Source organism: Leifsonia sp. Ger2509 (genome assembly GCF_055231915.1).
In genome coordinates, this window is sequence record NZ_JBUYVB010000003.1 from 2,505,208 (window position 1) to 2,528,092 (window position 22,885).

At 68.6% G+C, this 22,885-nt stretch carries 20 protein-coding genes; 12 read left to right on the forward strand and 8 right to left on the reverse strand.

Annotated elements, in window-relative coordinates; translation table 11 throughout:
- The 3 genes from ACV7NN_RS12410 to ACV7NN_RS12420 are packed head-to-tail and all read right to left on the reverse strand — an operon-like array spanning window position 1 to window position 3,370.
- Complete coding sequence (locus ACV7NN_RS12410; RefSeq protein WP_463351288.1) at window positions 1-1,017, reverse strand: TIGR03842 family LLM class F420-dependent oxidoreductase; 1,017 nt, start codon at window positions 1,015-1,017, stop codon at window positions 1-3.
- 26 nt (window positions 1,018-1,043) lie between these two features.
- A complete protein-coding gene (gene hydA, locus ACV7NN_RS12415; RefSeq protein WP_463349882.1) occupies window positions 1,044-2,480 on the reverse strand; it encodes a dihydropyrimidinase in 1,437 nt (478 codons plus the stop codon).
- A 41-nt stretch (window positions 2,481-2,521) separates the two neighbouring features.
- Window positions 2,522-3,370 (reverse strand): nitrilase-related carbon-nitrogen hydrolase, encoded by an 849-nt coding sequence (locus tag ACV7NN_RS12420; RefSeq protein ID WP_463349883.1) that lies wholly within the window; start codon window positions 3,368-3,370, stop codon window positions 2,522-2,524.
- 131 nt (window positions 3,371-3,501) lie between these two features.
- Here ACV7NN_RS12420 and cofG point away from each other — a divergent pair, with 131 nt between their 5' ends.
- The 5 genes from cofG to ACV7NN_RS12445 are packed head-to-tail and all read left to right on the forward strand — an operon-like array spanning window position 3,502 to window position 10,215.
- The gene (gene cofG, locus ACV7NN_RS12425) at window positions 3,502-5,838 is read left to right on the forward strand and encodes a 7,8-didemethyl-8-hydroxy-5-deazariboflavin synthase CofG (protein WP_463349884.1); all 2,337 of its coding nucleotides are present in this window, start codon (window positions 3,502-3,504) and stop codon (window positions 5,836-5,838) included.
- Window positions 5,835-7,304, forward strand: a complete 1,470-nt coding sequence (locus ACV7NN_RS12430) for a flavin-containing monooxygenase (RefSeq protein ID WP_463349885.1) — start codon at window positions 5,835-5,837, stop codon at window positions 7,302-7,304. The genes cofG and ACV7NN_RS12430 overlap by 4 nt, the downstream gene beginning before the upstream one ends.
- A gap of 27 nt (window positions 7,305-7,331) precedes the next feature.
- Entirely contained in the window at window positions 7,332-8,357 is a 1,026-nt protein-coding gene (gene fgd, locus ACV7NN_RS12435; protein ID WP_463349886.1) for a glucose-6-phosphate dehydrogenase (coenzyme-F420), read from the forward strand.
- Window positions 8,354-9,403: a 2-phospho-L-lactate transferase gene (gene cofD / locus ACV7NN_RS12440; RefSeq protein WP_463349887.1), complete on the forward strand. Its 1,050-nt coding sequence runs from the start codon at window positions 8,354-8,356 to the stop codon at window positions 9,401-9,403. Before fgd ends, cofD begins: the two co-directional genes overlap by 4 nt.
- Window positions 9,400-10,215 carry an LLM class F420-dependent oxidoreductase gene (locus ACV7NN_RS12445; protein WP_463349888.1) on the forward strand — a complete coding sequence of 272 codons (816 nt, stop codon included), beginning with the start codon at window positions 9,400-9,402 and terminating at the stop codon, window positions 10,213-10,215. The genes cofD and ACV7NN_RS12445 overlap by 4 nt, the downstream gene beginning before the upstream one ends.
- Here ACV7NN_RS12445 and cofC read toward each other — a convergent pair.
- The 4 genes from cofC to ACV7NN_RS12465 are packed head-to-tail and all read right to left on the reverse strand — an operon-like array spanning window position 10,142 to window position 13,250.
- Window positions 10,142-10,939, reverse strand: coding sequence for a 2-phospho-L-lactate guanylyltransferase (cofC, locus tag ACV7NN_RS12450; RefSeq protein WP_463349889.1), 798 nt, complete (start codon window positions 10,937-10,939; stop codon window positions 10,142-10,144). The genes ACV7NN_RS12445 and cofC overlap by 74 nt on opposite strands.
- On the reverse strand, window positions 10,936-11,727 hold the full coding sequence (gene cofE / locus ACV7NN_RS12455; RefSeq protein ID WP_463349890.1) for a coenzyme F420-0:L-glutamate ligase: 792 nt from the start codon (window positions 11,725-11,727) through the stop codon (window positions 10,936-10,938). The genes cofC and cofE overlap by 4 nt, the downstream gene beginning before the upstream one ends.
- A 42-nt stretch (window positions 11,728-11,769) precedes the next feature.
- Window positions 11,770-13,011, reverse strand: coding sequence for a type II toxin-antitoxin system HipA family toxin (locus ACV7NN_RS12460; protein WP_463349891.1), 1,242 nt, complete (start codon window positions 13,009-13,011; stop codon window positions 11,770-11,772).
- Window positions 13,011-13,250 (reverse strand): helix-turn-helix domain-containing protein, encoded by a 240-nt coding sequence (locus ACV7NN_RS12465; protein ID WP_463349892.1) that lies wholly within the window; start codon window positions 13,248-13,250, stop codon window positions 13,011-13,013. The genes ACV7NN_RS12460 and ACV7NN_RS12465 overlap by 1 nt, the downstream gene beginning before the upstream one ends.
- A 264-nt stretch (window positions 13,251-13,514) precedes the next feature.
- Here ACV7NN_RS12465 and ACV7NN_RS12470 point away from each other — a divergent pair, with 264 nt between their 5' ends.
- The 6 genes from ACV7NN_RS12470 to ACV7NN_RS12495 are packed head-to-tail and all read left to right on the forward strand — an operon-like array spanning window position 13,515 to window position 20,355.
- A complete protein-coding gene (locus tag ACV7NN_RS12470) occupies window positions 13,515-15,008 on the forward strand; it encodes an MFS transporter (protein WP_463349893.1) in 1,494 nt (497 codons plus the stop codon).
- A 16-nt stretch (window positions 15,009-15,024) separates the two neighbouring features.
- On the forward strand, window positions 15,025-16,620 hold the full coding sequence (locus ACV7NN_RS12475; protein ID WP_463349894.1) for a GMC oxidoreductase: 1,596 nt from the start codon (window positions 15,025-15,027) through the stop codon (window positions 16,618-16,620).
- A 31-nt stretch (window positions 16,621-16,651) separates the two neighbouring features.
- Complete coding sequence (locus tag ACV7NN_RS12480) at window positions 16,652-17,053, forward strand: C-glycoside deglycosidase beta subunit domain-containing protein (protein ID WP_463349895.1); 402 nt, start codon at window positions 16,652-16,654, stop codon at window positions 17,051-17,053.
- Window positions 17,050-17,961 carry a sugar phosphate isomerase/epimerase family protein gene (locus ACV7NN_RS12485; protein WP_463349896.1) on the forward strand — a complete coding sequence of 304 codons (912 nt, stop codon included), beginning with the start codon at window positions 17,050-17,052 and terminating at the stop codon, window positions 17,959-17,961. Before ACV7NN_RS12480 ends, ACV7NN_RS12485 begins: the two co-directional genes overlap by 4 nt.
- Before the next feature lie 2 nt (window positions 17,962-17,963).
- Complete coding sequence (locus ACV7NN_RS12490; protein ID WP_463349897.1) at window positions 17,964-19,439, forward strand: C-glycoside deglycosidase beta subunit domain-containing protein; 1,476 nt, start codon at window positions 17,964-17,966, stop codon at window positions 19,437-19,439.
- A gap of 1 nt (window position 19,440) precedes the next feature.
- Window positions 19,441-20,355, forward strand: coding sequence for an alpha/beta hydrolase (locus ACV7NN_RS12495; protein ID WP_463349898.1), 915 nt, complete (start codon window positions 19,441-19,443; stop codon window positions 20,353-20,355).
- A gap of 114 nt (window positions 20,356-20,469) precedes the next feature.
- On the opposite strand, the gene ACV7NN_RS12500 is transcribed toward ACV7NN_RS12495, so the two are convergent.
- Window positions 20,470-21,405, reverse strand: coding sequence for a LysR family transcriptional regulator (locus tag ACV7NN_RS12500; RefSeq protein ID WP_463349899.1), 936 nt, complete (start codon window positions 21,403-21,405; stop codon window positions 20,470-20,472).
- Between the two features lie 175 nt (window positions 21,406-21,580).
- Between ACV7NN_RS12500 and ACV7NN_RS12505 the strand changes: the two genes are divergently transcribed.
- Window positions 21,581-22,873, forward strand: coding sequence for an ABC transporter substrate-binding protein (locus ACV7NN_RS12505; protein ID WP_463349900.1), 1,293 nt, complete (start codon window positions 21,581-21,583; stop codon window positions 22,871-22,873).
- The last annotated feature ends 12 nt before the right edge of the window (window positions 22,874-22,885 follow it).

Below are 22,885 nucleotides of genomic sequence, written 5' to 3' on the forward strand. Positions count from 1 at the left end.
TCAGCCTTTCGCGATGACGTGTTCGGAGAGCGCGGGGATGACGGTCTCGCCGTACACCCGGAGCGTCTCCTCTTTGTTGTCGTGCTGCAGGTAGCCGGCGAACTGGTCGACCCCCAGCTCGGCGAGTTGCTTCAGCTTGGCGATGTGGTCGTCCGCTGTGCCGAGCACGCAGAACCGGTCGACGATCTCGTCGGGAACGAACTCGGCGTGCGTGTTGCCGGCCCGGCCGTGCTCGTTGTAGTCGTAGCCTTCGCGCCCCGCGATGTAGTCGGTCAGCGCTTTCGGCACCGCCCCGCCGGTTCCGTACTTGGCGACGATGTCGGCGACGTGGTTGCCGACCATCCCGCCGAACCAGCGGCACTGTTCGCGCATGTGCTCCCAGTCGTCGCCGATGTACATCGGGGCCGCGACGCAGAACTTCACCGACATCGGGTCGCGCCCGGCTCGTTCGGCCGCCTGTCGAACCGTGCCGATCATCCATTCGGCGATGTCGGGGTCGGCGAGCTGCAGGATGAAGCCGTCGCCGACCTCGCCGGCCAGCTTCAGGGCGAGGGGACCGTAGGCCGCGACCCAGATGTCCAGCTCGGATCCCGTGCTCCACGGGAACTGCAGCGTCGAGCCCTTGTAGTCGACCGACCGGCTGTTGCCCAGTTCGCGGATGACGTGGATCGCCTCGCGCAGCTCGGCCAGCGTCGTCGGGGCACCGTTGATCACGCGCACCGCAGAGTCGCCGCGCCCGATTCCGACGATCGTCCGGTTGCCGTACATCTCGTTGAGGGTCGCGAAGACGGATGCGGTCACCGTCCAGTCACGGGTCGCCGGGTTGGTGACCATCGGCCCGACCATGATGCGCCGGGTCTCGGCGAGGATCTGGCTGTAGATCACATACGGTTCCTGCCAGAGCAGGTGCGAATCGAACGTCCAGACGTGGCTGAAGCCGTACTGCTCGGCGAGCTTCGCGAGGTGGATCGTGCGCGAGGCGGGCGGATTGGTCTGGAGGACAGCGCCGAAGTCCATGGTGCGCCCCGTTTCTCTTCGACTCATCAGAGCAGGTACTGCGACAGGCCGCGCTTGAGGAAACGCCCGTCGCCTTTCGTTCCGAGGTACTGGTCGTCGTCGACGACGACCTTGCCGCGGCTCAGCACGGTGTCGACGTGCCCGTCGACCTCGAAGCCCTCCCACGCCGAGTAGTCCATGTTCATGTGGTGACTCTTGCCGAGGCCGATGCTCGTGTGACCGTTCGGGTCGTAGAGCACGATGTCGGCGTCGGCCCCGGGCTGGATGACGCCCTTCCGGCCGTAGAGCCCGAACATGCGCGCGGGCGTCGTGCTCGTGAGCTCCACCCAGCGTTCGAGCGTCAGCTCGCCGGTGACCACACCCTGGTACATCAGGTCCATGCGGTGCTCGAGGGAGCCGATCCCGTTGGGGATCTTGCGGAAGTCGCCCAGGCCCAGCTCCTTCTGGTCCTTCATGCAGAACGGGCAGTGGTCGGTCGACACCATCTGCAGGTCGTTGGTGCGCAGCGCCTGCCACATCGAGTCCTGGTGTCCCTCGGCACGGGAGCGCAGCGGAGTGGAGCACACCCATTTCGCTCCCTCGAAGCGACCCCATTCCGGGCTGGAGGCGCCCAGCTGGTCTTCGAGCGACAGGTAGAGGTACTGCGGGCAGGTCTCGCCGTAGACGTTCTGGCCTTTGTCCCGCGCCCAGGCGAGCTGTTCGACCGCCTGCTTCGCGCTGACGTGCACGATGTAGAGGGGAGCACCAGTGAGGTTCGCCAGCATGATCGCCCGGTGGGTCGCCTCCTCCTCCATCTGCCAGGCGCGCGCGATGCCGTGGTAGTAAGGGTCGGTCTTGCCCTGCTCGACGAGCTGGGCGGCGAGCACGTCGATGGCCGGGCCGTTCTCGGCGTGCATCATGGTGAGCATCCCGGTGTCGCGGGAGACCTGCATCGCTTTCAGGATCTGGGCGTCGTCGGAGTAGAAGACGCCGGGGTAGGCCATGAACAGCTTGAAACTGGTGATGCCCTCGTCGGGCAGGGCGCGGAGCGCGGCGAGCGAGTCCTCGGTCACGTCGCCGACGATCTGGTGGAAGCCGTAGTCGATGGCGCAGTTGCCTGCGGCCTTCTGGTGCCACTTCGCCAGGCCGTCCTGGATGCGGGTTCCGTACGTCTGCACGGCGAAGTCGATGACCGAGGTGGTGCCGCCCCACGCGGCGGCCCGCGTTCCGGATTCGAACGTGTCGCTCGCTTCGGTGCCGCCGAACGGCAGCTCGAAGTGGGTGTGGGCGTCGATGCCGCCCGGGATCACGTACCGGCCGGTGGCGTCGATCACCCGGTCGACGGACGATGCCAGGTCGGTGCCGAGAAGGACGGAGCCCGGCTGCAGTACGGCGGCGATCGTTTCGCCGTCGATGAGCACGTCGGCCGGGCCGCGACCGGTGGCCGAGACCACGGTGCCGCCGGTGATGAGGGTGGTGGTCATGGAGCGCTCCTTTGTCATGCGTCCGTTGTGCGGTGCGGCCGTCAGGGCTTGGGGATGGAGGTGTAGGAGTCGGGGCGGCGGTCGCGATAGAACTGCCACGCGTTGCGCACCTCGCGCACCATGTCGAGGTCGAGGTCGCGGATGACGACCTCCTCGTGCTCGCCGCTGCCGTAGCCGCCGACGATGTTGCCCTGCGGGTCGGCGAACTGGCTCATCCCGTAGAAGGTGACGGCGAGGTCGCCGTACTCGTTGTCCTCCCTGCCGACGCGGTTCGGGGCGGCGACGAAGTAGCCGTTCGCGGCCGCGGCCGCCGGCTGCTCGAGCTCCCACAGCCGGTTGGACAGGCCGGGCTTCGTCGCGTTCGGGTTGAAGACGATCTCGGCGCCGTTGAGGCCCAGCTCCCGCCAGCCCTCGGGGAAGTGCCGGTCGTAGCAGATGTAGACGCCGATCGGGCCGACCGCGGTGTGGAACACCGGGTAGCCGAGGTTGCCGGGGCGGAAGTAGAACTTCTCCCAGAACTTGTCGAGGTTGGGCAGGTGGTGTTTGCGGTACTTGCCGAGGATCGTGCCGTCGGCGTCGACGACGACGGCCGTGTTGTAGTACACCCCCGGCATGTCCTCTTCGTAGATGGGAAGCACCATGACCAGGTTCAGTTCTTTCGCGAGCGCCGCGAAGCGCTGGACGATCGAGCCGTCGGCGGCTTCCGCGTAGTCGTAGTACTTCGCATCCTGCGTGATGCCGAAGTACGGCCCGTAGAACAGTTCCTGGAAGCAGATCACCTGGGCGCCGTCCGCGGCGGCATCGCGCGCGAACTGTTCGTGCTTGGCGAGCATCGACTCCTTGTCGCCCGTCCACGTCGTCTGGGTGATTGCTGCTCGAACGATTGCCATGTGCTGCCTCCGCCGGTGGTTGGAACACTTCGCTGATGTCCTCTATGACTACTGCCACAACCCGCGGAGCGCAATGCGCAGATGTGCACTCCACTCGCTTCAGCGACACCTTCGAGAGGTAGCCTGTCGCAATGGATGTCCGGAATCCTGCGAGGCTCGCGATCGACCGCGCTCTCAGCGGCGAGCGGCTCACGGTCGAGGAGGCGGAGGCGCTGGTCTGCGCGACGGGCGCCGACCTGCAGCGCCTGCTCGACGCATCCGCCCGCCTGCGCGACGAGGGGCTGGCCCGCGCGGGCCGCCCCGGCGTGATCACCTTCTCGAAGAAGGTCTTCCTGCCGATCACGACCCTGTGCCGCGACCGCTGCCACTACTGCATCTTCGTGGACACCCCCGGCAAGCTGGCGACCAAGGGCAAGCCGCTCTACATGTCGCCCGAGCAGATCCTCGACGTCGCCCGGCTGGGCGCGTCGATGGGATGCAAGGAGGCGCTCTTCACCCTCGGCGACCGGCCGGAGGACCGCTGGCCGGATGCACGCGCCTGGCTCGATGAGCACGGCTACGCGTCGACCCTGCACTACGTGCGGGAGATGGCCCAGCTGGTGCTCGACGAGACCGGGCTGCTCCCGCACCTGAACCCCGGCGTGATGACCGCCGACGAGCTCGCCTGGCTGCGCCCGGTCGCTCCGTCGATGGGGATGATGCTCGAGACCACCTCGCACCGGCTCTGGGCGGAGAAGGGCGAGGTGCATTTCGGCTCGCCGGACAAGGACCCGGCGGTGCGCCTGCAGGTGCTCGAGGATGCGGGGCGGGCGCGCATCCCGCTGACCACCGGCCTCTTGGTCGGGATCGGTGAGACGACCCGCGAACGTGCGGAGTCGCTGGTCGCGCTGCGAGACATCCAGGACCGCTTCGGTCACCTGCAGGAGATCATCGTGCAGAACTTCCGGTCGAAGCCGGCCACCGCGATGCAGAACGACGACGACCTCGGCCTGGCCGAGTACGCGGCGACCGTGGCGGCCGCGCGCCTGGTGATGGGGTCGGATGCGCGCATCCAGGTGCCCCCGAACCTCTCGGATGCGAGCGAGCTCGGCCTCCTCCTGCGTGCGGGGGCCGACGACTGGGGCGGCGTGAGTCCGCTCACCGCGGACCACGTGAACCCGGAGCGGCCGTGGCCGCAGATCGTCGAGCTGGCCGAGCTCACCCGGCGCGAGGGCTTCCGGCTGACCGAGCGGCTCACGGTGCATCCGCCGTACATCCGGGATGCCGGCGAATGGATCGACGCCGCCGTGCTTCCGCGGGTCGAAGCCCTCGCCGACCCCGGCAGCCTGCTCGCCGATGAGGACGCCCGCGCGACGCCGGGCTATGCTCGCGGATGGTCGACCCGAGCGCGCTCGGTCACCGTCCACACCTCGCCCGTGCGGTCGGCGCTGTCTCGCGCCGCGTCCTCTCCGGCCGCGCTCACCGACCGTGAGTACGCCGAGCTGATGGCCGCCGACGGCGACGACCTCGACACCCTGGCCGCGCTCGCCAACGACCTACGCCGGTACACAGTCGGCGAGGCGATCAGCTTCGTCGTCAACCGCAACGTCACCACGTCGAATCTCACCGACGCGCACGGTACGGACGCGCTCACGCTCGAGACGCTGGCCGCGGTCGTGGACGACGCGTGGGAGCTGGGCGCGACCGAGCTCTGCGTGCAGGGCCTGATCCCGGGTGCGCTCCCCGCCGACTCGTACCTGCGAGTGGCCCGTGTCGTGAAGGCCACGCGGCCCGAGCTGCACCTGCACGCGTTCCGCCCGGCCGACATCGCGGACGGTGCCGCTCGGCTCGGCCTCGACGACCGTGACTACCTCGCGGCCCTCCGTGAAGCGGGTGTCGACACCATCCCGGGCACCGGCGTGAAGATCCTCGACGACGCCGTGCGCCGGCGGGTCGCACCGGGCGATCTCGCCGTCGACCGCTGGATCTCGATCGTCACCGCCGCACATCGGGCCGGGTTCCGTTCGACCTCGGTGATGGTCTACGGCAACGGCGAGTCAGCGGCCGACCGGGTTGCCCACCTCCGGCGTCTCATCGCGATCCAGGAGGAGACGGGCGGCTTCACCGAGTTGGTGCCGATGCCCGCGCTCGGCTCCCAGGGTGGCCCGGCGGGACGGGAGTCGGATGAGCACCGCCGCGTCCACGCGGTCGCCCGCCTCATGCTCCACGGGCACATCGACCACATCCAGACTCCGTGGACCCGGCTGGGGTTCGCGGAGGCCGCGCTGATGCTGCAGAGCGGAGCCGACGACCTCGGCGGCACCCTCCTCGACGGGCGTGTCCTTCCCGAGGCCGGAGTCGAGCACGGCCACGAACTCCTTCCGGCGGACGTCGACCGAATCGCCCGATCGCTCTCGCGACCCGTGCGCCAGCGCACGACGACCTACGGCGATCCGACGGATGAGCGCAAGCGGGTGGCCCGCGCATGACCGATGTCGACGTCGCGATCGTCGGTGCGGGTTTCGCGGGGCTCGGCCTCGGCATCCGCCTGAAGCGCCGGGGGGCGAGCTCCTTCCTGATCCTCGAGCGTGCGGATGCGGTCGGCGGCACCTGGCGTGACAACACGTATCCCGGCGTCGCATGCGACGTGCCCTCGCACCTGTACTCGTGGTCGTTCCGGCCGAACCCGCGCTGGTCGTCGTTCTTCTCGGCGGGCGCCGAGATCCGCGACTACCTCGTCAGGGGAGCGGACGAGGAGGGGCTCGCCGACCACCTGCGGCTCGGTACGGATGTCGACGCCATGACCTGGGATGCGCTGCGTGGGCGCTGGGAACTCCGCACGAGTCGCGGCGCGTTCACGGCCCGCACCCTCGTCCTCGCCTGCGGGCGGCTGACCGAGCCGCGCATCCCGGAGGTGCCGGGGCTCGACACCTTCCGCGGCCCGATGTTCCACTCGGCCCGCTGGGATCACGACGCCGACCTGGCCGGCAAGCGGGTCGCGGTCGTCGGATCGGGGGCCTCGGCCATCCAGCTCGTTCCGCGGCTCGCGGAGGTCGCGCGCGAACTGGTGGTGCTGCAGCGGAGCGCGCCCTATGTCATCCCGCGCGACGAGCACCAGTACACCGACGCCGAGCAGGCGCTGTTCGAGCGCGACCCCGACGAGCTCACCCGCCTCCGGTCCGAGCTGTTCTGGAGCGCCGAGGAGGCCTTCGCCCAGCGCGCGGGCGTGCCTGAGGCGGTCGATGCCGCGCGGAGGCGCGCGCTCGGCCACCTCGCGGCGCAGGTGCCCGACCCTGAGCTGCGCGCGAAACTCACGCCGCACTACGAGATCGGCTGCAAGCGCGTACTCATCTCGAACGAGTACTACCCGGCGCTGATCCGTCCGACGGTGAGCGTCGAGGCCTCGGCGCTCGCAGCCGTGGAGGGCAACACCCTCGTCACCGCGAACGGTGCCCGGCACGAGGTCGATGCCGTGATCTTCGCCACCGGGTTCCACGCGGCTCAGCAGCCGTACGCGCGGATCGTCCGCGGGATCGGCGGCGAACCGCTGGCCCGGCACTGGGCCGGCGGCATGACGGCGTATGCGTCGACGGTCGTCAGCGGCTTCCCGAACCTCTTCGTCGTCAACGGCCCCAACGCAGGTCTCGGCCACAACTCGGCGATCTACATGATCGAGACCCAGCTCGACTACATCCTCGGTGCGCTCGACCACCTCGAGGCCGACAGCGACATGGTGCTCGAGGTCAGCCGGCAGGCGGAAGACGAGTACACCGCGCTGATCGACGAGCTGGCCGCCACGACCGTGTGGATGACAGGCGGATGCGAGAGCTGGTACCGCGACGGACGCACCGGCCGGCTCACCCTGCTCTGGCCCGGCTACGCGCACACCTTCCGCGAGCGCAACGGTGCGTTCTCACTGAGCCCGTACACGCCGGCCCCGCTGACGACCACCTGAACCGATCGAGAACCGAGGAGAACCACCGTGCCCATCCCCCTGCGTTTCGGCTACAAGGCCTCCGCGGAGCAGTTCGGCCCGAGCGAGCTGCTGAAGTACGGAGTGCTGGCGGAGCGAGCGGGCTTCGACTCCGTCTTCGTCTCCGACCATTTCCAGCCGTGGAACCACGAAGGCGGCCACGCGCCGGCCGCCATCCCGTGGCTGGGCGCGCTCGGGGCGAGCACGGAACGCATCCTTCTCGGCACCTCGGTGCTGACACCGTCGTTCCGCTACCACCCGGCCGTCGTGGCCCAGGCGTTCGCGACGCTCGGCTCACTCTTCCCCGGCCGGGTCGTGCTCGGGGTCGGGACCGGCGAAGCGCTCAACGAAGTCGTGCTCGGCATCGAATGGCCCGAGGTCAAGGAACGCTTCGCCCGTCTCAAAGAAGCGGTTACCCTGATCGAGAAGCTGTGGACCGAAGACGGCGTGACGTTCGCGGGCGACTTCTACCGCACCGACAACGCGACCATCTACGACAAGCCCGATTCGCCGGTGCCGATCTACATCGGAGCATCGGGTCCCGCGGCGACACGGCTCGCCGGGCGCATGGCCTCCGGCTACATCACGACGTCGGGCAAAGACCGCACCCTCTACACCGAGACGCTGCTGCCTGCGCTCGAGGACGGCATCGCGAAGGGCGGCCGCACCAGGGACGACGTGGACACGCTCATCGAGATGAAGGTCTCGTTCGACCGGGACGGCGAACGGGCGCTGCAGGACACCCGGCACTGGGCGCCGCTCGCGCTCACCCCCGAGGAGAAGATGAGCGTCGACGACCCGCGCGAGATGCAGCGGCTGGCGGATGCGCTGCCCATCGAACGCGCCGCCTCGCGCTGGATCGTCGGTTCCGACCCCGACGAGCACGTCGAACGCATCGAGGAGTACATCGCGCTCGGCTTCCGGCATCTCGTGTTCCACGGGCCGGGTCCCGACCAGGAGCGTTTTCTCGAGTTGTACGGCGCGGAGATCCTGCCCCGCCTGCGCGAGCGGCACGGCACGGCGCTGACCCGATGACCGGGATCACCGTTCTGGCCGGCGGTGTCGGCGGCGCCCGCTTCACGCGCGGGCTGCTCGCGCACCTCGAGTCCGCGTATCCGGCCGCCGACGGCGCGGGCTCGGCCATGCCTGTCACGGTCGTCGTCAACACCGGCGACGACATGTGGCTGACCGGCCTGCGCATCTGCCCCGACCTCGACACCGTCATGTACACGCTCGGCGGCGGCATCGCCGAAGACCAGGGATGGGGGCGCGCGGACGAGACGCGCCGCACCTCTGCCGAGATCGCGGCCTACGGAGCCGGCTGGGACTGGTTCACCCTCGGCGACCTCGACCTGGGTACCCACATCGTGCGCACCGACCTGCTGCGGTCCGGTCACACGCTCAGCGAGGCCACCGACATTCTCGCGCGGCGCTGGCAGCCGGGCGCGCGGCTCCTCCCGATGAGCGACGACCCGGTCGAGACGAACGTGCGTCTCGCGGCCGACGTCGACGAGCACCGGGCCGGCGACCTCATCCACTTCGAGGAGTGGTGGGTGCGCTACCGCGCGACGGCTCCGGCCACAGGTTTCGTTCAGGTCGGGCTGGAGCGGGCGAGCGCCGCCCCGGGCGTGCTGGACGCAATCCGCGACGCCGATGTCGTCATCATCCCGCCGTCGAATCCGGTCGTCTCCGTCGGCACCATCCTGGCCGTCCCCGGGGTGCGCGACGCGCTGCGCGACACGAGCGCCCGCGTGGTGGGGGTCTCGCCGATCATCAGCGGGAACGTCGTGCGCGGGATGGCCGACCGGTGCCTCGACATCGTCGGGGTGGAGTCGACCGCCCTCGGCGTCGCCCGCTTCTACGGCTCGCGGGCCGACGGCGGCCTCCTCGACGCGTGGCTCGTCGACGAGACGGATGCCGGCCTCGTCCCCGACCTGCAGGCGGCGGGGATCAGCGCGTCGGCCCATCCGCTCTGGATGCACGACGCGCCCGCGACCGCCGCGATCGCCGCCCACGCGCTCCACGCTGCCCGCCCCGCCTACGACCGACCGACCGCCAACACACTCGGAGGAACACCATGACCGACCGACCCGTCCGCATCGGAGTGCAGCTCGCGCCGCAGCACGCCACCTACGCCCAACTCCGCGACACCCTCGCCGCCATCGAAGACCTCGGTGTCGACATCGCCTTCAACTGGGACCACTTCTTTCCGCTCTCGGGCGACTCGGAAGGCCTGCACTTCGAGTGCTGGACGATGCTGGCCGCCTGGGCAGAGCAGACCAGCCGGATCCAGATCGGTGCCCTCGTCACCTGCAACTCGTACCGCAACCCTGACCTGCTGGCCGACATGGCCCGCACGGTCGACCACATCAGCGCGCACGGCGGCGACACCGGGCGGCTCATCCTCGGCATCGGCTCCGGGTGGTTCGAACGCGACTACGAGGCGTACGGCTACACGTTCGGCACGCCCGGGCTGCGACTCGACGCGCTGGCCGAAGCCCTCCCGCGGATCCATTCGCGATGGGAGCGGCTGAATCCCGCTCCGACCCGTTCGATCCCCGTGCTCATCGGCGGCGGCGGCGAGAAGAAGACGCTGCGCATCGTCGCCCAGTACGCCGACACCTGGCACAGCTTCAGCGATGCTGAGACCCTGGAACGCAAGCTCGGAGTGCTTCAGGAGTGGTGCGATCGCGTCGGCCGCGACATGTCGGAGATCGAGATCTCGACCGGGGTGCGGCGGACCCACGATGGAACACTCGGTTCGCTCGAGCCCATCGAGGCGCAGCATGCGCTGGGTGCGCGACTCTTCACGCTCGGGATCAGCGGGCTCGACCTCGACCTGCGCCAGGCGCGCGAACTGGTGGCGTGGCGGGATCGGATGAACGCGGCGTGACCCGTCGGGCCAGCACCGCCCGCGTCGCCTCGCCGACGCCGAGCAGCCTCGCACGTTCGAGGTCGTCGGCGTCGTCGATGTCGAGCCGCAGCGACGACGCGGCCGGAACCGCGAGGGCTCGGAAGCCTGCGGCCGTGTGGGCGGCGGCGGACCCGGGGCCGAAGTGCGTCGGCGCGTCGGCGCCGGGTGCGAAGGTGACCATCGTGGTCCCGGAACCCTCGCGGTCGGGAACGAACGCGCGGCGGTCGCCGGTCGCGGCTGCGGATTCGGCGAGCGCCAGGGCCTGGGCGAGGTCGGCGGGACGCAGTGCGGCGAGGTCGCCGGTGATGGCAGCCGTACCGAGGTCGCCGGTGTCGCGAGCCGCGCCGAGGTCATGGCAGGCCGCACGAACGTGGGCCAGACCCACCGCGATCGCTGCATTGATGCCGCCGCCCGGATCGGCCAGCACCACCACGTCCGCCCCGGCACGGCCGGGTGCCGGGGCGGTAGCGGCGGCGTCGGCGTCGGCGGCAGCGGCCCCGCCCGCGAGCTGAGCGGCGAGCCCCGCCCGGTTCGAGACCACGAGCACGCTCGACACGCCTGGCGTCGCACGCACGGCACCGACGGTGTCGACCAGGAACGCGAGCGCGAGCGCGGCCCGCTCGTCATCGCCCAAGGATGCGGACAGCCGGCTCTTCGCATCCGTCGTCCCCTTGAACGGCACGACCACCGCCCACCGGTTCACTCGGATGCCCGTCCCGCCTCGAACCCGCGCGCAAAGCCCTCGGCGAGGGCCTCCTCAGTTCCCAGCCGGAACATGTCCGTCGGCCCGGTGCGCACCAGCGTTCTCGCTCCCGGAGCGTCGACGCTGGTGACGTAGCGGCCGAGTCCCCGCACCACGGCCACCGGCAGCCCGCTGGACTTCCCCTTCACCAGGTCGGTCAACGCGGCGATCTCGTCGGCGACGACCGGCTGGGTCACGCCGAGAGGCCGGCCGTCCGCATCCGTCGAGCCCCGCAGGTCGTCGGTGACCAGCACACCCGCCGCCCCGATCGCGACATCGGTCTGGCCGACGCGCCAGGCACGCCCGAGCGTGTCGCTCACGATCACGCCGACGTCGACGCCGAACCGTTCCCGCAGCGCGACGCAGAGGGCCACAGCCGACGCGTCAGGATCGAGCGGCAGCAGCAGCACTGTCCCTTCCGGCGTATTGCTGGCATCCACCCCGGCTGCAGCTCCCACGATGCCGAGACGGTTCTCGACGATACGGGTGACGTGGTCACCGGTGACGCGGGTCGCAACGACGCGCACCGTCTCATCCGTGATCGCCTGCTCGCGGTCATCCGCCCGCACGAAGCGGCCTTCGGCCTTCGACACGATCTTGCTCGTCACCACGACGATGTCGCCGGCCCGCACCCGGTCCTCGGGAGCTCCGGCGGCGAGCGCGTCGCCGATGAGCAGGGTCAGGTCGTCGCCGGAGGCGACCTCCGGGATGCCTGCCACCGCCCAGGCCGAAAGTCGCGCTGTCGTCATGGCCCCACTGTAGAACGCGCGCAGGAGCGAGTTCGCTACTGGCTAGCGCTCCGCCTGTCCTGCTGGCTTGCCCGTGAGCAGATTGTTCGCGAAATGACGGATCTCTGACCGGAGTTCTGGGTATGCACCGGCCAGTGGCGTCTCATTGTCGACGACATCACGGACAGCGGACACCGTCTCGCGGATGAGTCCTTCGGGATCGGGGAGCCCCCAGCCGGTGGACTCCACGATGAGGTCGGCCAGGGTGATGTCGGCGTGGCGATACTTGTCGTTGACCGCCAACGCCATCTGACGGTCATTGTCCCGATGGGCCATCGGAACGACGTCGTATGCGGGCGCGAGTGTCTCCCGCGCGTTGTACGGATGGAGCACCGAAATGTTCTTCCCGTGCATGTCGAGGTTTCCAACCGTCACAGCGAGCGCGTTGAACTTCGCCAGCCGTTCGGTCGAATCGAGGTCGCCGAGCTTGAGGAATGTCTCGGCTATCCGTTTCAGGGTCATCTTGCCCCCGAATTTCTGGTATTTCTCATCACGGCTCGCGCCGAGGACCTGGTTCATGTCTTCCTGGTGGATGCGCCCATCCGGGCTGTTCGGCGACCGATCGTAGCGTTCGATAACGAGTGTCGCGATCCCATCGAATGCCTCGATCGCGGTGCTGTAATGAAGGAGGCCGATGCCTCGGGCGATCCGCGCACCGTACTCTTCGTCGACGATGGTCGTGTCATGCACGTCACGTTGCGGCTTGAGTATGTGGGTCGAGGCGTAGCCGTCGTTCGGACGCTGCCAGCCCGTTCCGGAACGCACCAGCACGATCTTCTCCTGCACCCCGTTGATCAGCGACTTGCCCGTTCGCTTCGCATTGCCCAACGGAGACGAGCGTGCGTTGCGAAGGAGTTCTCCGATCTCGCGGTCGTCCACGTCGACGACGAATGGCGTTCTCGGCTCCCCGGGTCTGCCTGGATCGTAGATCTGGAGTGCACCGGCGACGTCGCGCCCGTATGCCGACAGCATTCCTATCGTGTCGCCGTCGGCGATGCCGCCCTGGTTTCGAAGGTACGTGTACAGATGGCCCTCCGGCAGGAGTTCACTGAAATAGTTGCGTCGTTTCGCGGCTTGGCTCCGGTTACCGATGAGGTCGAGGGGTACGGATTGCGAAAGGATCCGGGCACCGAGCGGGAAGTGCTCGAATGCCGCCCTGTCGGTTGTGAAATCGAAGGTGCGCGGGTTCGTGCCGACCAGAGTTCCCACCGGGTGACCGTACAGTTCGACGATGAGGTCGGCCATCAGTGGGCGTCGCGATCGTCGGTGAGTTCGGCAATGAGATGCACGTTCGTCTCACGCAGGTAATCGAACAGCCGATCCATGAAGACGGACGGCTTGCCTGATTCCATCTCCCAGACGTACCGCTGGCTGACCCCCATTCTGTCGGCCAGACCGCGCTGCGACAGGCCGGTCAACAAGCGACCTTGCTGAAGGAATCGGCCGAGGTCTTCGGCTGACTCGATATTTCCCTGAAGTTGCACCGTTCGCCCCAATCGTGACTACCATATCGTAGTCGTTTGGTTTGACTACGATATCGTAGTCATTTCCATCGACTACCATATCGTAGTCGATCAGGTTGACTACCATAACGTAGTCGCACTCGATCACCAACGCTTAGGTTGAAATTAGACTAAAGATTGCATAGAATCGACATGACGTCGGGGCCACGCGCCCGTTCCTCTCCGTGACGTTGCGGCGAGGGCACAAACCGTCGCGTCGACTGCCCGATCGTTCGGGCTTCGCGAATGACACTGTCTCCCCTCCGGTTCCGCCTCCTCGTCGTCTCCCTCCTTGCCGTCTCCTTTCTCGGTGCGCTCGACAACACCGTCGTGAGCACGGCCATCGCCACCGTCGCAGGGCAGCTCGGCGCGCTCGAGCACATGAGCTGGATCGTCGTCGGCTACACCCTCGCCAGCACGGCGCTCCTCCCGATCCTCGGCAAACTCGGGGATCGCGTCGGGCCGCGCGCGGTCTTCCTCACCTCGGTGACGGTGTTCATCCTCGCGTCGATCGCCTGCGGGTTCGCCGACAGCTTCCTCTGGCTGATCCTCGCCCGGGTGGTCCAGGGGATGAGCTCCGCCGGCATCCAGCTGATGTCGCAGACGATCATCGCCGAAGCCACGACGCCGAGGGAGCGGCCGAAATACCTCGCCATCATCGGTGCCGCCTTCCCCATCGCCATCCTCATCGGCCCCGTGCTCGGCGGCCTCATCACCGACTACTGGGGATGGCCCTGGATCTTCTGGATCAACGCTCCCGTGGGCGCGGTCGCCCTGCTGCTCGCGATCGTCGCGATCCCGCACATCCCGACCGGCCGCTCCGCGAAGTTCGACATCGCCGGATCGGTCGCGCTGACCGTCGGGCTCGTCTCGCTCGTGCTGGCGGTGACCTGGTTCGGCGACCGCTCCCTGGCGGTCCCGGCGATCGCGGCATTCATCTTCGCCGTTCTCGCCTTCGCCTGGTTCTTCCACATCGAACTCCGCGTCGCGGACCCGCTCGTCCCCTTGCGGCTCTTCGCCGATCGCACCGTCGCGGCCGGAACGGTGATCTCCGCGATCGTCGGCGTCGGCCTCTTCTCGATCACCGCCTACCTGCCCACGTACTTCCAGATGGCGTACCGTACGTCGGCCACCGTGTCGGGGCTCGTCCCGATCGCTACCGTGTTCGGGATGCTGGTGAGCAACCTCCTGACCGGATGGCTCGCCAGCCGCACGGGACACTTCCGCATCTTCCCGCTGGTCGGCACGACCCTGGGTGCCGTCGGCCTGATCGCCATGGCGTTCCTGCCACTGGGGGCTCCGCTCTGGGCGCCCATGCTGGTGATGGCCGTCGTCGGCCTCGGGACCGGTGCGTTCATGAGCCTCATCGTGGCCGTCGTGCAGAGTGCCGTTCCGCGGTCGGAGACCGGAACGATCACCGCGAGCGTGAACCTCGTGCGCCAGGTCGGGTCCACCGTCGCCACGGCGATCATCGGCGGCATCATCGGCGTGGGCGTCGTCGCGCTGCTGCCCGGCGGTACGGACACCGCGACCCTCACACCCGCGATCGTGCACGCGCAATCGCCGCAGTTCCAGCTCATCATCGCCCACGCCTATCGCGACGTGTTCGTCCCGATCTTCGTGGCGCTCGCCGCCACCTACGCGGTCGGGATCGTCGCGTCGATCCTCCTGCCGAACGGACGGTTGTCCGACGAGCAGGAACCGCGCACCGACCCGGAAGCCCAAACCATTGCCGTCTGAAACGCAGGAGAACGCCATGTCCACCTCCCCCACCATCGCCATCGTCGGCAGCGGGCCCATCGGATCCGCCTACGCCCGGGTCCTGCTCGAGGCCGTGCCGACGGCCCGCGTGGTCATGTTCGAAGCGGGCCCGCAGCTCACCGCGATCGCCGGCGAGAGCATCCGCAACATCGCCGACCCCGACGAGAAGGAGCGGGCGCGGGAGCTCTCGCAGGGGCCGCAGGCCGGGTCGCTCCGCGAGTCGCTCGGCATTCCGTCGTCGACGGTGGTCGAGGGGATGTTCACGGCTCGTGGCGGCACGCACCTGCTCGACTTCGGGGGCGAGGGCTCCGCGCACGCCGCATCGTTCCCCGCCGCCGCCGCGTCGACCAACGTGGGCGGGATGGGGGCGCACTGGACCTGCGCGACGCCCAGCCCGTCGTTCAGTGAGCGCATCCCGTTCATCTCCGACGCGGAGTGGGAGGGCCTCATCGCCGAAGCCGCCCAGCTTCTGCACGTGCAACAGGCCGCGTTCGCGGACTCGGCCGTGGGGGGCGCCATCCGGTCGCTCCTGGCGGAGGAGTTCGCGGGTGAGCTTCCCGACGGGTTCGGCCCCGGCACCCTGCCGGTCTCCGGCGACCCCCAGCCGGACGGCTCGATGCGCTGGGCGGGAGCGGATGTCGTGCTCGGCCCGCTGATCGACCCGGAGAGCCCCCTGTCCGAGCGTTTCGAACTGCGGGACCTCTCGCTCGTGCGCCGGATCGAGCAGTCGGATGGCCGGGTCACCGGGGTCACGGTCGAAGATCTGCGCCGTCACGAGACCTACACGGTCGCCGCCGACCTCGTCGTCGTCGCCGCCGACGCGTTCCGCTCGCCGCAGCTGCTCTGGGCTTCCGGCATCCGCCCCCGAGCCCTCGGCCACTACCTGACCGAGCATCCGGTGGTCATCTCGACCGTCGCGCTCGACGCCGGCGGCATGAGCCGATTCGCCACCGAGGAGCAGCTCGCCGAAGAACTGGAGCGCCGCTCGGCGAATCCGGCGGATCCCGTTGCGGCTGTGAACCGCATCCCCTTCTCCGAGCCCGGGCACCCGTTCTCGCTGCAGGTGATGTACGCCGAGAACCCGCCGTTCCAGCTCGACCCGGAGCACCCGGCGGCGGGCAACCGGTGGGGTTACGTGAACGTGGGCTACGGGATGCGCAAACGGCCCCGGTACGAGGACGCGGTGACGTTCGACGACGGCGAGCCCGACTACCGTGGCTTTCCCAACATGACCATCTCGTATGAGCTCACCGAGCACGAACTGGGCGAGATCGAGGATGCGACGGGCCGGCTCCGGCGCGCCGGCGGGGCACTGGGGACCTTCGTCGCCGAACCCCGGCTGCTGCCGAACGGGTCGAGCCTGCACTACCAGGGAACGATGCGGATGGGCGAGACGGACGACGGCACATCGGTGGCCGATCCGTACTCGCGGGTCTGGGGGTTCGAGAACCTCGTCGTCGGCGGGAACGCGCTGATCCCCACCGCGACGACGATGAACCCGACGCTCATGAGCGTCGCGATCGCCGTCCGCGGCGCGCGCAAGGCTGCCGAGGAACTCTCGGCGAGAGAGACCGCCGACGTCTCCCGCTGACGCGGGGACGATGAACACGAAAAGGATGCGGATGCTTCAGGAACAACTCATACAGACCGCCGGGTTCCGGAACGTGGGCGCCGAGCGCGCTCGCACCGGGTTCCAGCTGCGCGTGCGGAGTCCGTACTACCGCGGACTCTGGGCGAACCTCATCGAACGGCCGACCGTGATCGTGGACGGCGAGGAGTTCGACGGCCAGGGCATCCGCTGGGGCCTGCCGTCCGGCGACTACACCTTCGAGGAGCTCGAGGAGTCGACGGATGTGCGCTGGCCGATGGGTCGGGCCGCCGTCCTGACGGTGCCGCGCGACGGTGGGCTGAGCCGGGGCATCCACGATGTCACGCTCGTTCTCCGCCTGCGCATGTCCTACATCCCCGAGGAGTTGCAGCCGTCGATCTGGACCGCGTCCCGCAAGGCGGTGATCGTCAAATGAGCACCGACGACCTGCCCTTCGGCCTCGGAGTCTCGCTCTACAGCTACACCGACGACATCGGGGTCACGATGACGGTCGAGGACTGCATCGAAGACGTGGCCGACCTCGACGCGACCGGACTCGAGATCCTGGGCGAGGCCCACATCGAGGACTACCCGCATCCGTCGACCGCCTGGATCGACACGTGGTTCGCACGCAATGAGCGCCTGGGCCTGACGCCGACCCTCTACGGGTCCTGGCTCGACACCCGGCGATTCCCCGGCCGCGGGATGACCGTCGCCGAGGGCGTCGAGCAGCTCGAACTGGACCTGCGCCTCGCCGGGCAGCTGGGCTTCTCGTTCCTGCGCCCCAAGATCGGTGTCATCTCCGAAGACCTGCGCGTCGATCCGATCTGGCAGGAGGTCGTCGAGCGCAACCTGCAGCTCGCGTCCGACCTCGACATCGTTATCTGCCCCGAGATCCACTGGCCGACGGTGATCAGGTCGTCGGTGGTCGAGGAGTACCTCGAGTTCAAGGAGCGCACCGGGTCCGGGCAGTTCGGCCTGCTCATCGACACGGGCGTGTTCGAGCTGAAGCCGTATCCGCGCACCGGCGGAAGCGCATCCTTCCGCATGGGCGACGGGAGCGCCCGGCCGCCCCAGGTGCCGTTCGTGCCCGTCTCCGACCTCGCCGAGGTCATGGCGCACACCGTCTACTTCCAGGCGAAGTTCTACGAGGTCGACGACGACCTGGTCGACCACTACATCCCGTGGCGGGAGATCATCGACGTCGTCGTCGACTCCGGCTACACCGGCTGGCTGTCGAGCGAGTACGAGGGCAACCATGAGCCCTACCGCGCCTCCGACCAGCTGCGCAGACAGCACGCACTCATCCGCAGTATCGCGGAAGAACGAACGAACAGGAGCTGACCATGCCCAACGGACTCATCGACGACGCGAGCCTGCGCGTCCATCCCGACGGCTTCGCGCTCGCCCTCACCATCCCCTGGTACCGCAGCCTCTGGCTGTCGTCGGTGAGCACGTTCCGTCTGACCGTCGACGGCGTCGAGGTGCCGGAGGCGGACCTCGCCTTCGAGCTCGACGGCGTGCGCTACCGCATCCAGGACCTGCCGCAGCAGAGCGACGTGCTCTGGTACCTGCAGTCGCATCCGCTGCTCATCGTGCGTCGCGACCCGGCCGTCGCGCTCGGTGAGAGCCACGAGATCGAGCTCTTCGGCGAACTGCGCCTGCCGTACATGCAGATCGCGCCCGGCCAGGACGGCGGGCCCGGGCTGTACGTGCCGAACATCGTGAAGCAGCGGCTGACGCTGACCGCGACCGACCGGGATGCGGTGCCGCCGGCGCTCGAGACCGGCATCGTCGCGCCCCCCGTGGCGAGCGACGAGGATCCATTCAAACTCGGGCTCACGCTCTACTCGGCGAGTGCGGAGTTCCGGGCGGGATGGTTCGACTTCGACGGCCTGCTCGACCGGGTCGCAGAACTCGGGATCGGCCCGGGCATCGAGATCGTAGCCTCCCAGGTGCTGCCGACCTATCCCGTCGTCTCCGACGAGTTCGTCTCCACCTGGCGCGCGGCGTTCGACCGCCACGGTTTCGACGCGAGCTCGTTCGGCGCCAACCTCGACATGGGCCGCCGGCGCGACCGCGACATGACACCCGACGAGGAGTTCGAGTTCAGCGAACTGCTGTTCCAGGGAGCCAAGAAGCTGGGTTTCCCGCTCGTGCGCATCCAGTCGGCCAAGCCCGAACTGCTGCGACGCCTGCTGCCGGTCGCCGAGGAACTCGACCTGAAGCTGGCATACGAGATCCACGCGCCGATGGGGCCGAACGCCCCCGAGATCCTGCGCGTGCGCGACGTCTACGCCGAGCTAGACTCCCCGCTGCTCGGGTTCGTCGCCGACTTCTCGGCGACCATGCACAGCATGTCGCCGACCCTCCTGCGTGCGGTGCGACGTGCGGGGCTCGGGGATGAGGAGGTGCAGCGGATGCAGGAGATCTGGGCCACGGACGCCCCGATGCGCGCCCGCCAGGAGGAGTTCATCGCCTACCTGAACAGCCGCGGCTTCGACCCGGGCCGTCTCGGCTCCTTCGCCCATCTCGCGTTCAACATGCACGGCCATGTCGACCCGCACGAGTGGACGGACATCATGCCGCAGATCCTGCACGTGCACGCGAAGTTCTACGACATCGACGAGAACGGGCAGGAGCCCGCCATCGACTACCCCGAACTGGTGCGCGTCTTCGTCGAGGGCGGCTACCGGGGCTACTGGTCGAGTGAGTGGGAGGGCCACGCGTTCGCCGAGCTCGGCGAGGTCGACCCGCTCGTGCTCGTGCGCAAGCAGCACGATCTGATCCGCGCGAGCATGCGCGCTCTGCAGACGGCGTGACGTGACCGACACCGAGGCGGACATCCGCACGCTCCCGCTCCGCGAGGCGCTGAAACGCCTGCGGGAGCACGGCGAGCCCGTCGACCCGCGACCCGACATCGACACCGCGTCGCTGCGTCGGCGGTTCTCCCATCTCGCCGATGTCACGACGAGCGACCTGACCATCGAGACGCCGCACGGGCGGCAGCCTGCCCGCGTGTACCGCGACGCGACGGCCGAGCCGGTCGGCCGCGGGCTCGTCTGGGTGCACGGGGGAGCCTTCATCGGCGGCCATCTGGACATGCCGGAGTCGAACTGGGTCGCGCTCGACCTCGCCTCCCGGGGCATCCCCGTGCTCGCGATCGACCACGTGAAATGCCTGGGGGATGTACATTTCCCGGCGCCGTCGGACGACGTTCTCGCTGCGTGGCGATTCGCGCGTGGCCATGCTCCGGACCTCCTCGGCGTCGAGGCCGACGCGCTCCTGCTCGGCGGCGCCAGCGCGGGCGGAAACCTGACGGCGGGCGCGGTCGCGCGCCTGCGGGATGCCCGGGAAGCGGTGCCCGCGGGCCTCGTCCTCGTCTACCCGGCCCTCCATCCCGACGGCGGACGTCCGGGGTCGGCTCCCGATCCCGACTCGCCGTTCACCCGGCTGTCCCTGAACTTCGTGGGCACGCGTGAGGGTCTGCACGACCCGCACGCTTTTCCCGGGCTCGGCAACGCATCCGGATTCCCGCCGACGCTCGTGGTCGTCTGCGAGGCGGACAGGCTGAGGCCGTCGGGCGAGACGTTCGCCGGTCGGCTCGCCGACGCGGGATGCGAGGCGACGCTGTACGTGGAGCGCGGTGCGGATCACGCCCACATCAACGAGCCGTCGGACCCCGGTGCGGCGCGCACGCTCGGGGCTATCGCGGGGTGGATCGCCGAGCGCGCGTGACGTGCCGGCGAATGCCGATAACGAGGTCGCGCCCACCTCCGAGTTGCGACCGCATCTCGGGACCGCAGGCTCGCGTCGAGTTCGTGACGTACCCGTCCCGAAACGCCGCCCGCCTCAGGCGTGCTTGCCCGCGGCGACGATGCTGCCCGCCTCCACAAAGAGGGCGCGCATCCAGGAGTGCTCGGGGTCGTGGGTGTGCACCGGATGCCACCAGAGCGCGTTCACGATCGGCGTCGGCTCGAAGGGCAGCCCCACGACGCGGACCCCTGCGGCCCGCATCGCGATCGGGACGAGCGCGGAGTGGATGATGCCGACGCGGCGGGTCCCCGCGATGAAGTGCGGGATCGCGAGAAAGCTCTCGACGACGACCTCGACGTTGGGCTCGATGCCGAGCTGCTGGACCTGCCGTTCGGCCGACGTGAACGCCGACCGCGTCTGGTAGTTCATGACCCACGGGAGGCTCGACAGCTGCTCCCGGGACAGGGTTTCGCCCACCGACTCGTTCGAGTCGGACACGATCGCGACCCACTCGTCCTTCCAGATGTCCACATACGGCAGCTCCGTGAGGAACCCGTGCGGGAGCACCATGCCGTCGACGGAACGCAGTCGGTTCGCGGCATCCTCGACCACGGTCGGGTTGTGCAGCATGAACCGGAAGTGCACCCCGGGCGCACGCTCGGCGGCCAGTTCGGAGGCGACGCGGCCGATGGTCGTGAAGCCGTAATCCGAGCCGTAGATCGAAAATTCCCGCACGGATTCGGCGGGATCCCAGGTGGCCTGGCTTTCGAAGACCCGGCGGGCGGCTTCGAGGGCGGTGGTGGTGTGGTCGGCCAGCCGCAGGGCGAGCGGGGTCAGCTCGTAGGTGTTGCCGCGCCGGGCGAGGATCGGGTCGCCGAAGTGGATGCGCAACCGGGCGAGGGATGCGCTCAGCGCCGGCTGGCTCAGCCGCAGCTGCTCGGCGGCGCGGGTGACGCTGCGCTCCGTGAGGAGGGCATCCAGGGCAACCAGCAGGTTGAGATCCAGACGCGAGAGCAACGGGTAATCGGTCACGACGGTCACTATATCCGCGGAACCGCCCCAGCGTATCGATCGAGCTTATGTGCGAGATAAGCACAAGTACCGTTGTTTATCTGCTTTAGTGCTGGGAGACTCATGTTGCCCACCCGAGGGCCGACAGCTCAGCCGGCGCCCTCATCGACAATGAAGTCCCAGAAGAGGTCATTCCATGAAGCAATCACACAGGAGCCGACGGAGTCGGCTTGCGTGGCTCGCCATTCCCGCCGCAGCCGGGCTCCTCCTCGCGGGGTGCTCCAACTCGGGGACGTCGTCCGCGAAGGAACCACAGACGATCACCTTCGCCTTCGGTGCGACGAACGACCAGGACAAGGCGGCGTACACCAACCTCGCCCAGGCGTTCGAGAAGGACAACAAGGGCGTCACGGTCACGACCCTGAACCTGCCCACGCAGAGCTACGCGACCGCACTCGCCACCCGCGTCCAGGGCGGAAACGCGCCCGACACCTTCTATGCAGAGGGCGGCACCGGACAGGTCGACTCGATCATCCCGTTCGCGAAGGCCGGCCAACTGCTCGAGCTCACCGACCGGGCCATCAAGACGGCACTGCCGAAGGGCCAGGAACAGCTCTGGACCTACAACGGCAAGATCTACGGTGTGCCGCTCGGAACCCAGGCGAACGGCGTCATCTACAACGACGAGCTGGCCAAGTCGATCGGCGTGAACATCGACGCCTCAACGAGCCTCGACGACATCATCTCCCAGTGCGGGGCAGCCCGCGCCAAGGGCAAGACGATCTACGGCCTCGCCGGCTCCACGTACCAGAACAACGGCATCCTGGCTGTCGCGCTCGCCACGTCGACCGTGTACGGGCCGAACAAGAACTGGAACGAAGACCGCGCGAAGAACAAGACCACGTTCGCCGGCACGAAGGGCTGGACGACGGCCCTCGAGTCCATCAAGAAGATGTACGACGCCGGCTGCTTCCAGGACGGCGCGACGAGCGCCGGGTTCGACGCTCTCACCAATGGCGCTTCCTCGGGCAAGATCCTCGGATTCTTCGCGCCGAGCGCAGCGGCACAGCAGATCATGGTCGCCGCAGGCGGACACGTGAAGCTCATCGCCCTGCCGGTCGCGGCTCCCAGCGGAACGAAGACCTACCTGTCGCTGAGCGCCGACCAGTCCGTCGCCGCCAGCGCCAAGACCAAGAGCCCGAAGCTCTCGGAGAACTTCCTGAAGTTCATCGTCTCCGACAAGGGTCAAGAGACGTACTCGGCCGCGACGGGCACGATTCCGGTGACAACGGGCCGCACCTCGACGGTGCTGCCGCAGTATGAAGGAATCAAGGACATGATCGCGTCGAACGACACCCGCGGGTACGCTCCGACCGACTGGCCGAACGCGAAGGTCTACACGGACCTCGGCAACGGTGTCCAGGGCATCCTGACCGGTCAGATGACCGTCAAGCAGGTGCTGGAGCAGATGGACACCGACTGGGGTTGATCCGGTTGATCC

What these genes read in the sequence shown, in the direction of transcription:
- ACV7NN_RS12410 (WP_463351288.1), bottom strand. Translation starts at nt 1,017, where the DNA reads ATGGACTTCGGCGCTGTCCTCCAGACCAATCCGCCCGCCTCGCGCACG.
- hydA (WP_463349882.1), bottom strand. Translation starts at nt 2,480, where the DNA reads ATGACCACCACCCTCATCACCGGCGGCACCGTGGTCTCGGCCACCGGT.
- ACV7NN_RS12420 (WP_463349883.1), bottom strand. Translation starts at nt 3,370, where the DNA reads ATGGCAATCGTTCGAGCAGCAATCACCCAGACGACGTGGACGGGCGAC.
- cofG (WP_463349884.1), top strand. Translation starts at nt 3,502, where the DNA reads ATGGATGTCCGGAATCCTGCGAGGCTCGCGATCGACCGCGCTCTCAGC.
- ACV7NN_RS12430 (WP_463349885.1), top strand. Translation starts at nt 5,835, where the DNA reads ATGACCGATGTCGACGTCGCGATCGTCGGTGCGGGTTTCGCGGGGCTC.
- cofD (WP_463349887.1), top strand. Translation starts at nt 8,354, where the DNA reads ATGACCGGGATCACCGTTCTGGCCGGCGGTGTCGGCGGCGCCCGCTTC.
- ACV7NN_RS12445 (WP_463349888.1), top strand. Translation starts at nt 9,400, where the DNA reads ATGACCGACCGACCCGTCCGCATCGGAGTGCAGCTCGCGCCGCAGCAC.
- cofE (WP_463349890.1), bottom strand. Translation starts at nt 11,727, where the DNA reads ATGACGACAGCGCGACTTTCGGCCTGGGCGGTGGCAGGCATCCCGGAG.
- ACV7NN_RS12460 (WP_463349891.1), bottom strand. Translation starts at nt 13,011, where the DNA reads ATGGCCGACCTCATCGTCGAACTGTACGGTCACCCGGTGGGAACTCTG.
- ACV7NN_RS12470 (WP_463349893.1), top strand. Translation starts at nt 13,515, where the DNA reads ATGACACTGTCTCCCCTCCGGTTCCGCCTCCTCGTCGTCTCCCTCCTT.
- ACV7NN_RS12475 (WP_463349894.1), top strand. Translation starts at nt 15,025, where the DNA reads ATGTCCACCTCCCCCACCATCGCCATCGTCGGCAGCGGGCCCATCGGA.
- ACV7NN_RS12480 (WP_463349895.1), top strand. Translation starts at nt 16,652, where the DNA reads ATGCTTCAGGAACAACTCATACAGACCGCCGGGTTCCGGAACGTGGGC.
- ACV7NN_RS12485 (WP_463349896.1), top strand. Translation starts at nt 17,050, where the DNA reads ATGAGCACCGACGACCTGCCCTTCGGCCTCGGAGTCTCGCTCTACAGC.
- ACV7NN_RS12490 (WP_463349897.1), top strand. Translation starts at nt 17,964, where the DNA reads ATGCCCAACGGACTCATCGACGACGCGAGCCTGCGCGTCCATCCCGAC.
- ACV7NN_RS12505 (WP_463349900.1), top strand. Translation starts at nt 21,581, where the DNA reads ATGAAGCAATCACACAGGAGCCGACGGAGTCGGCTTGCGTGGCTCGCC.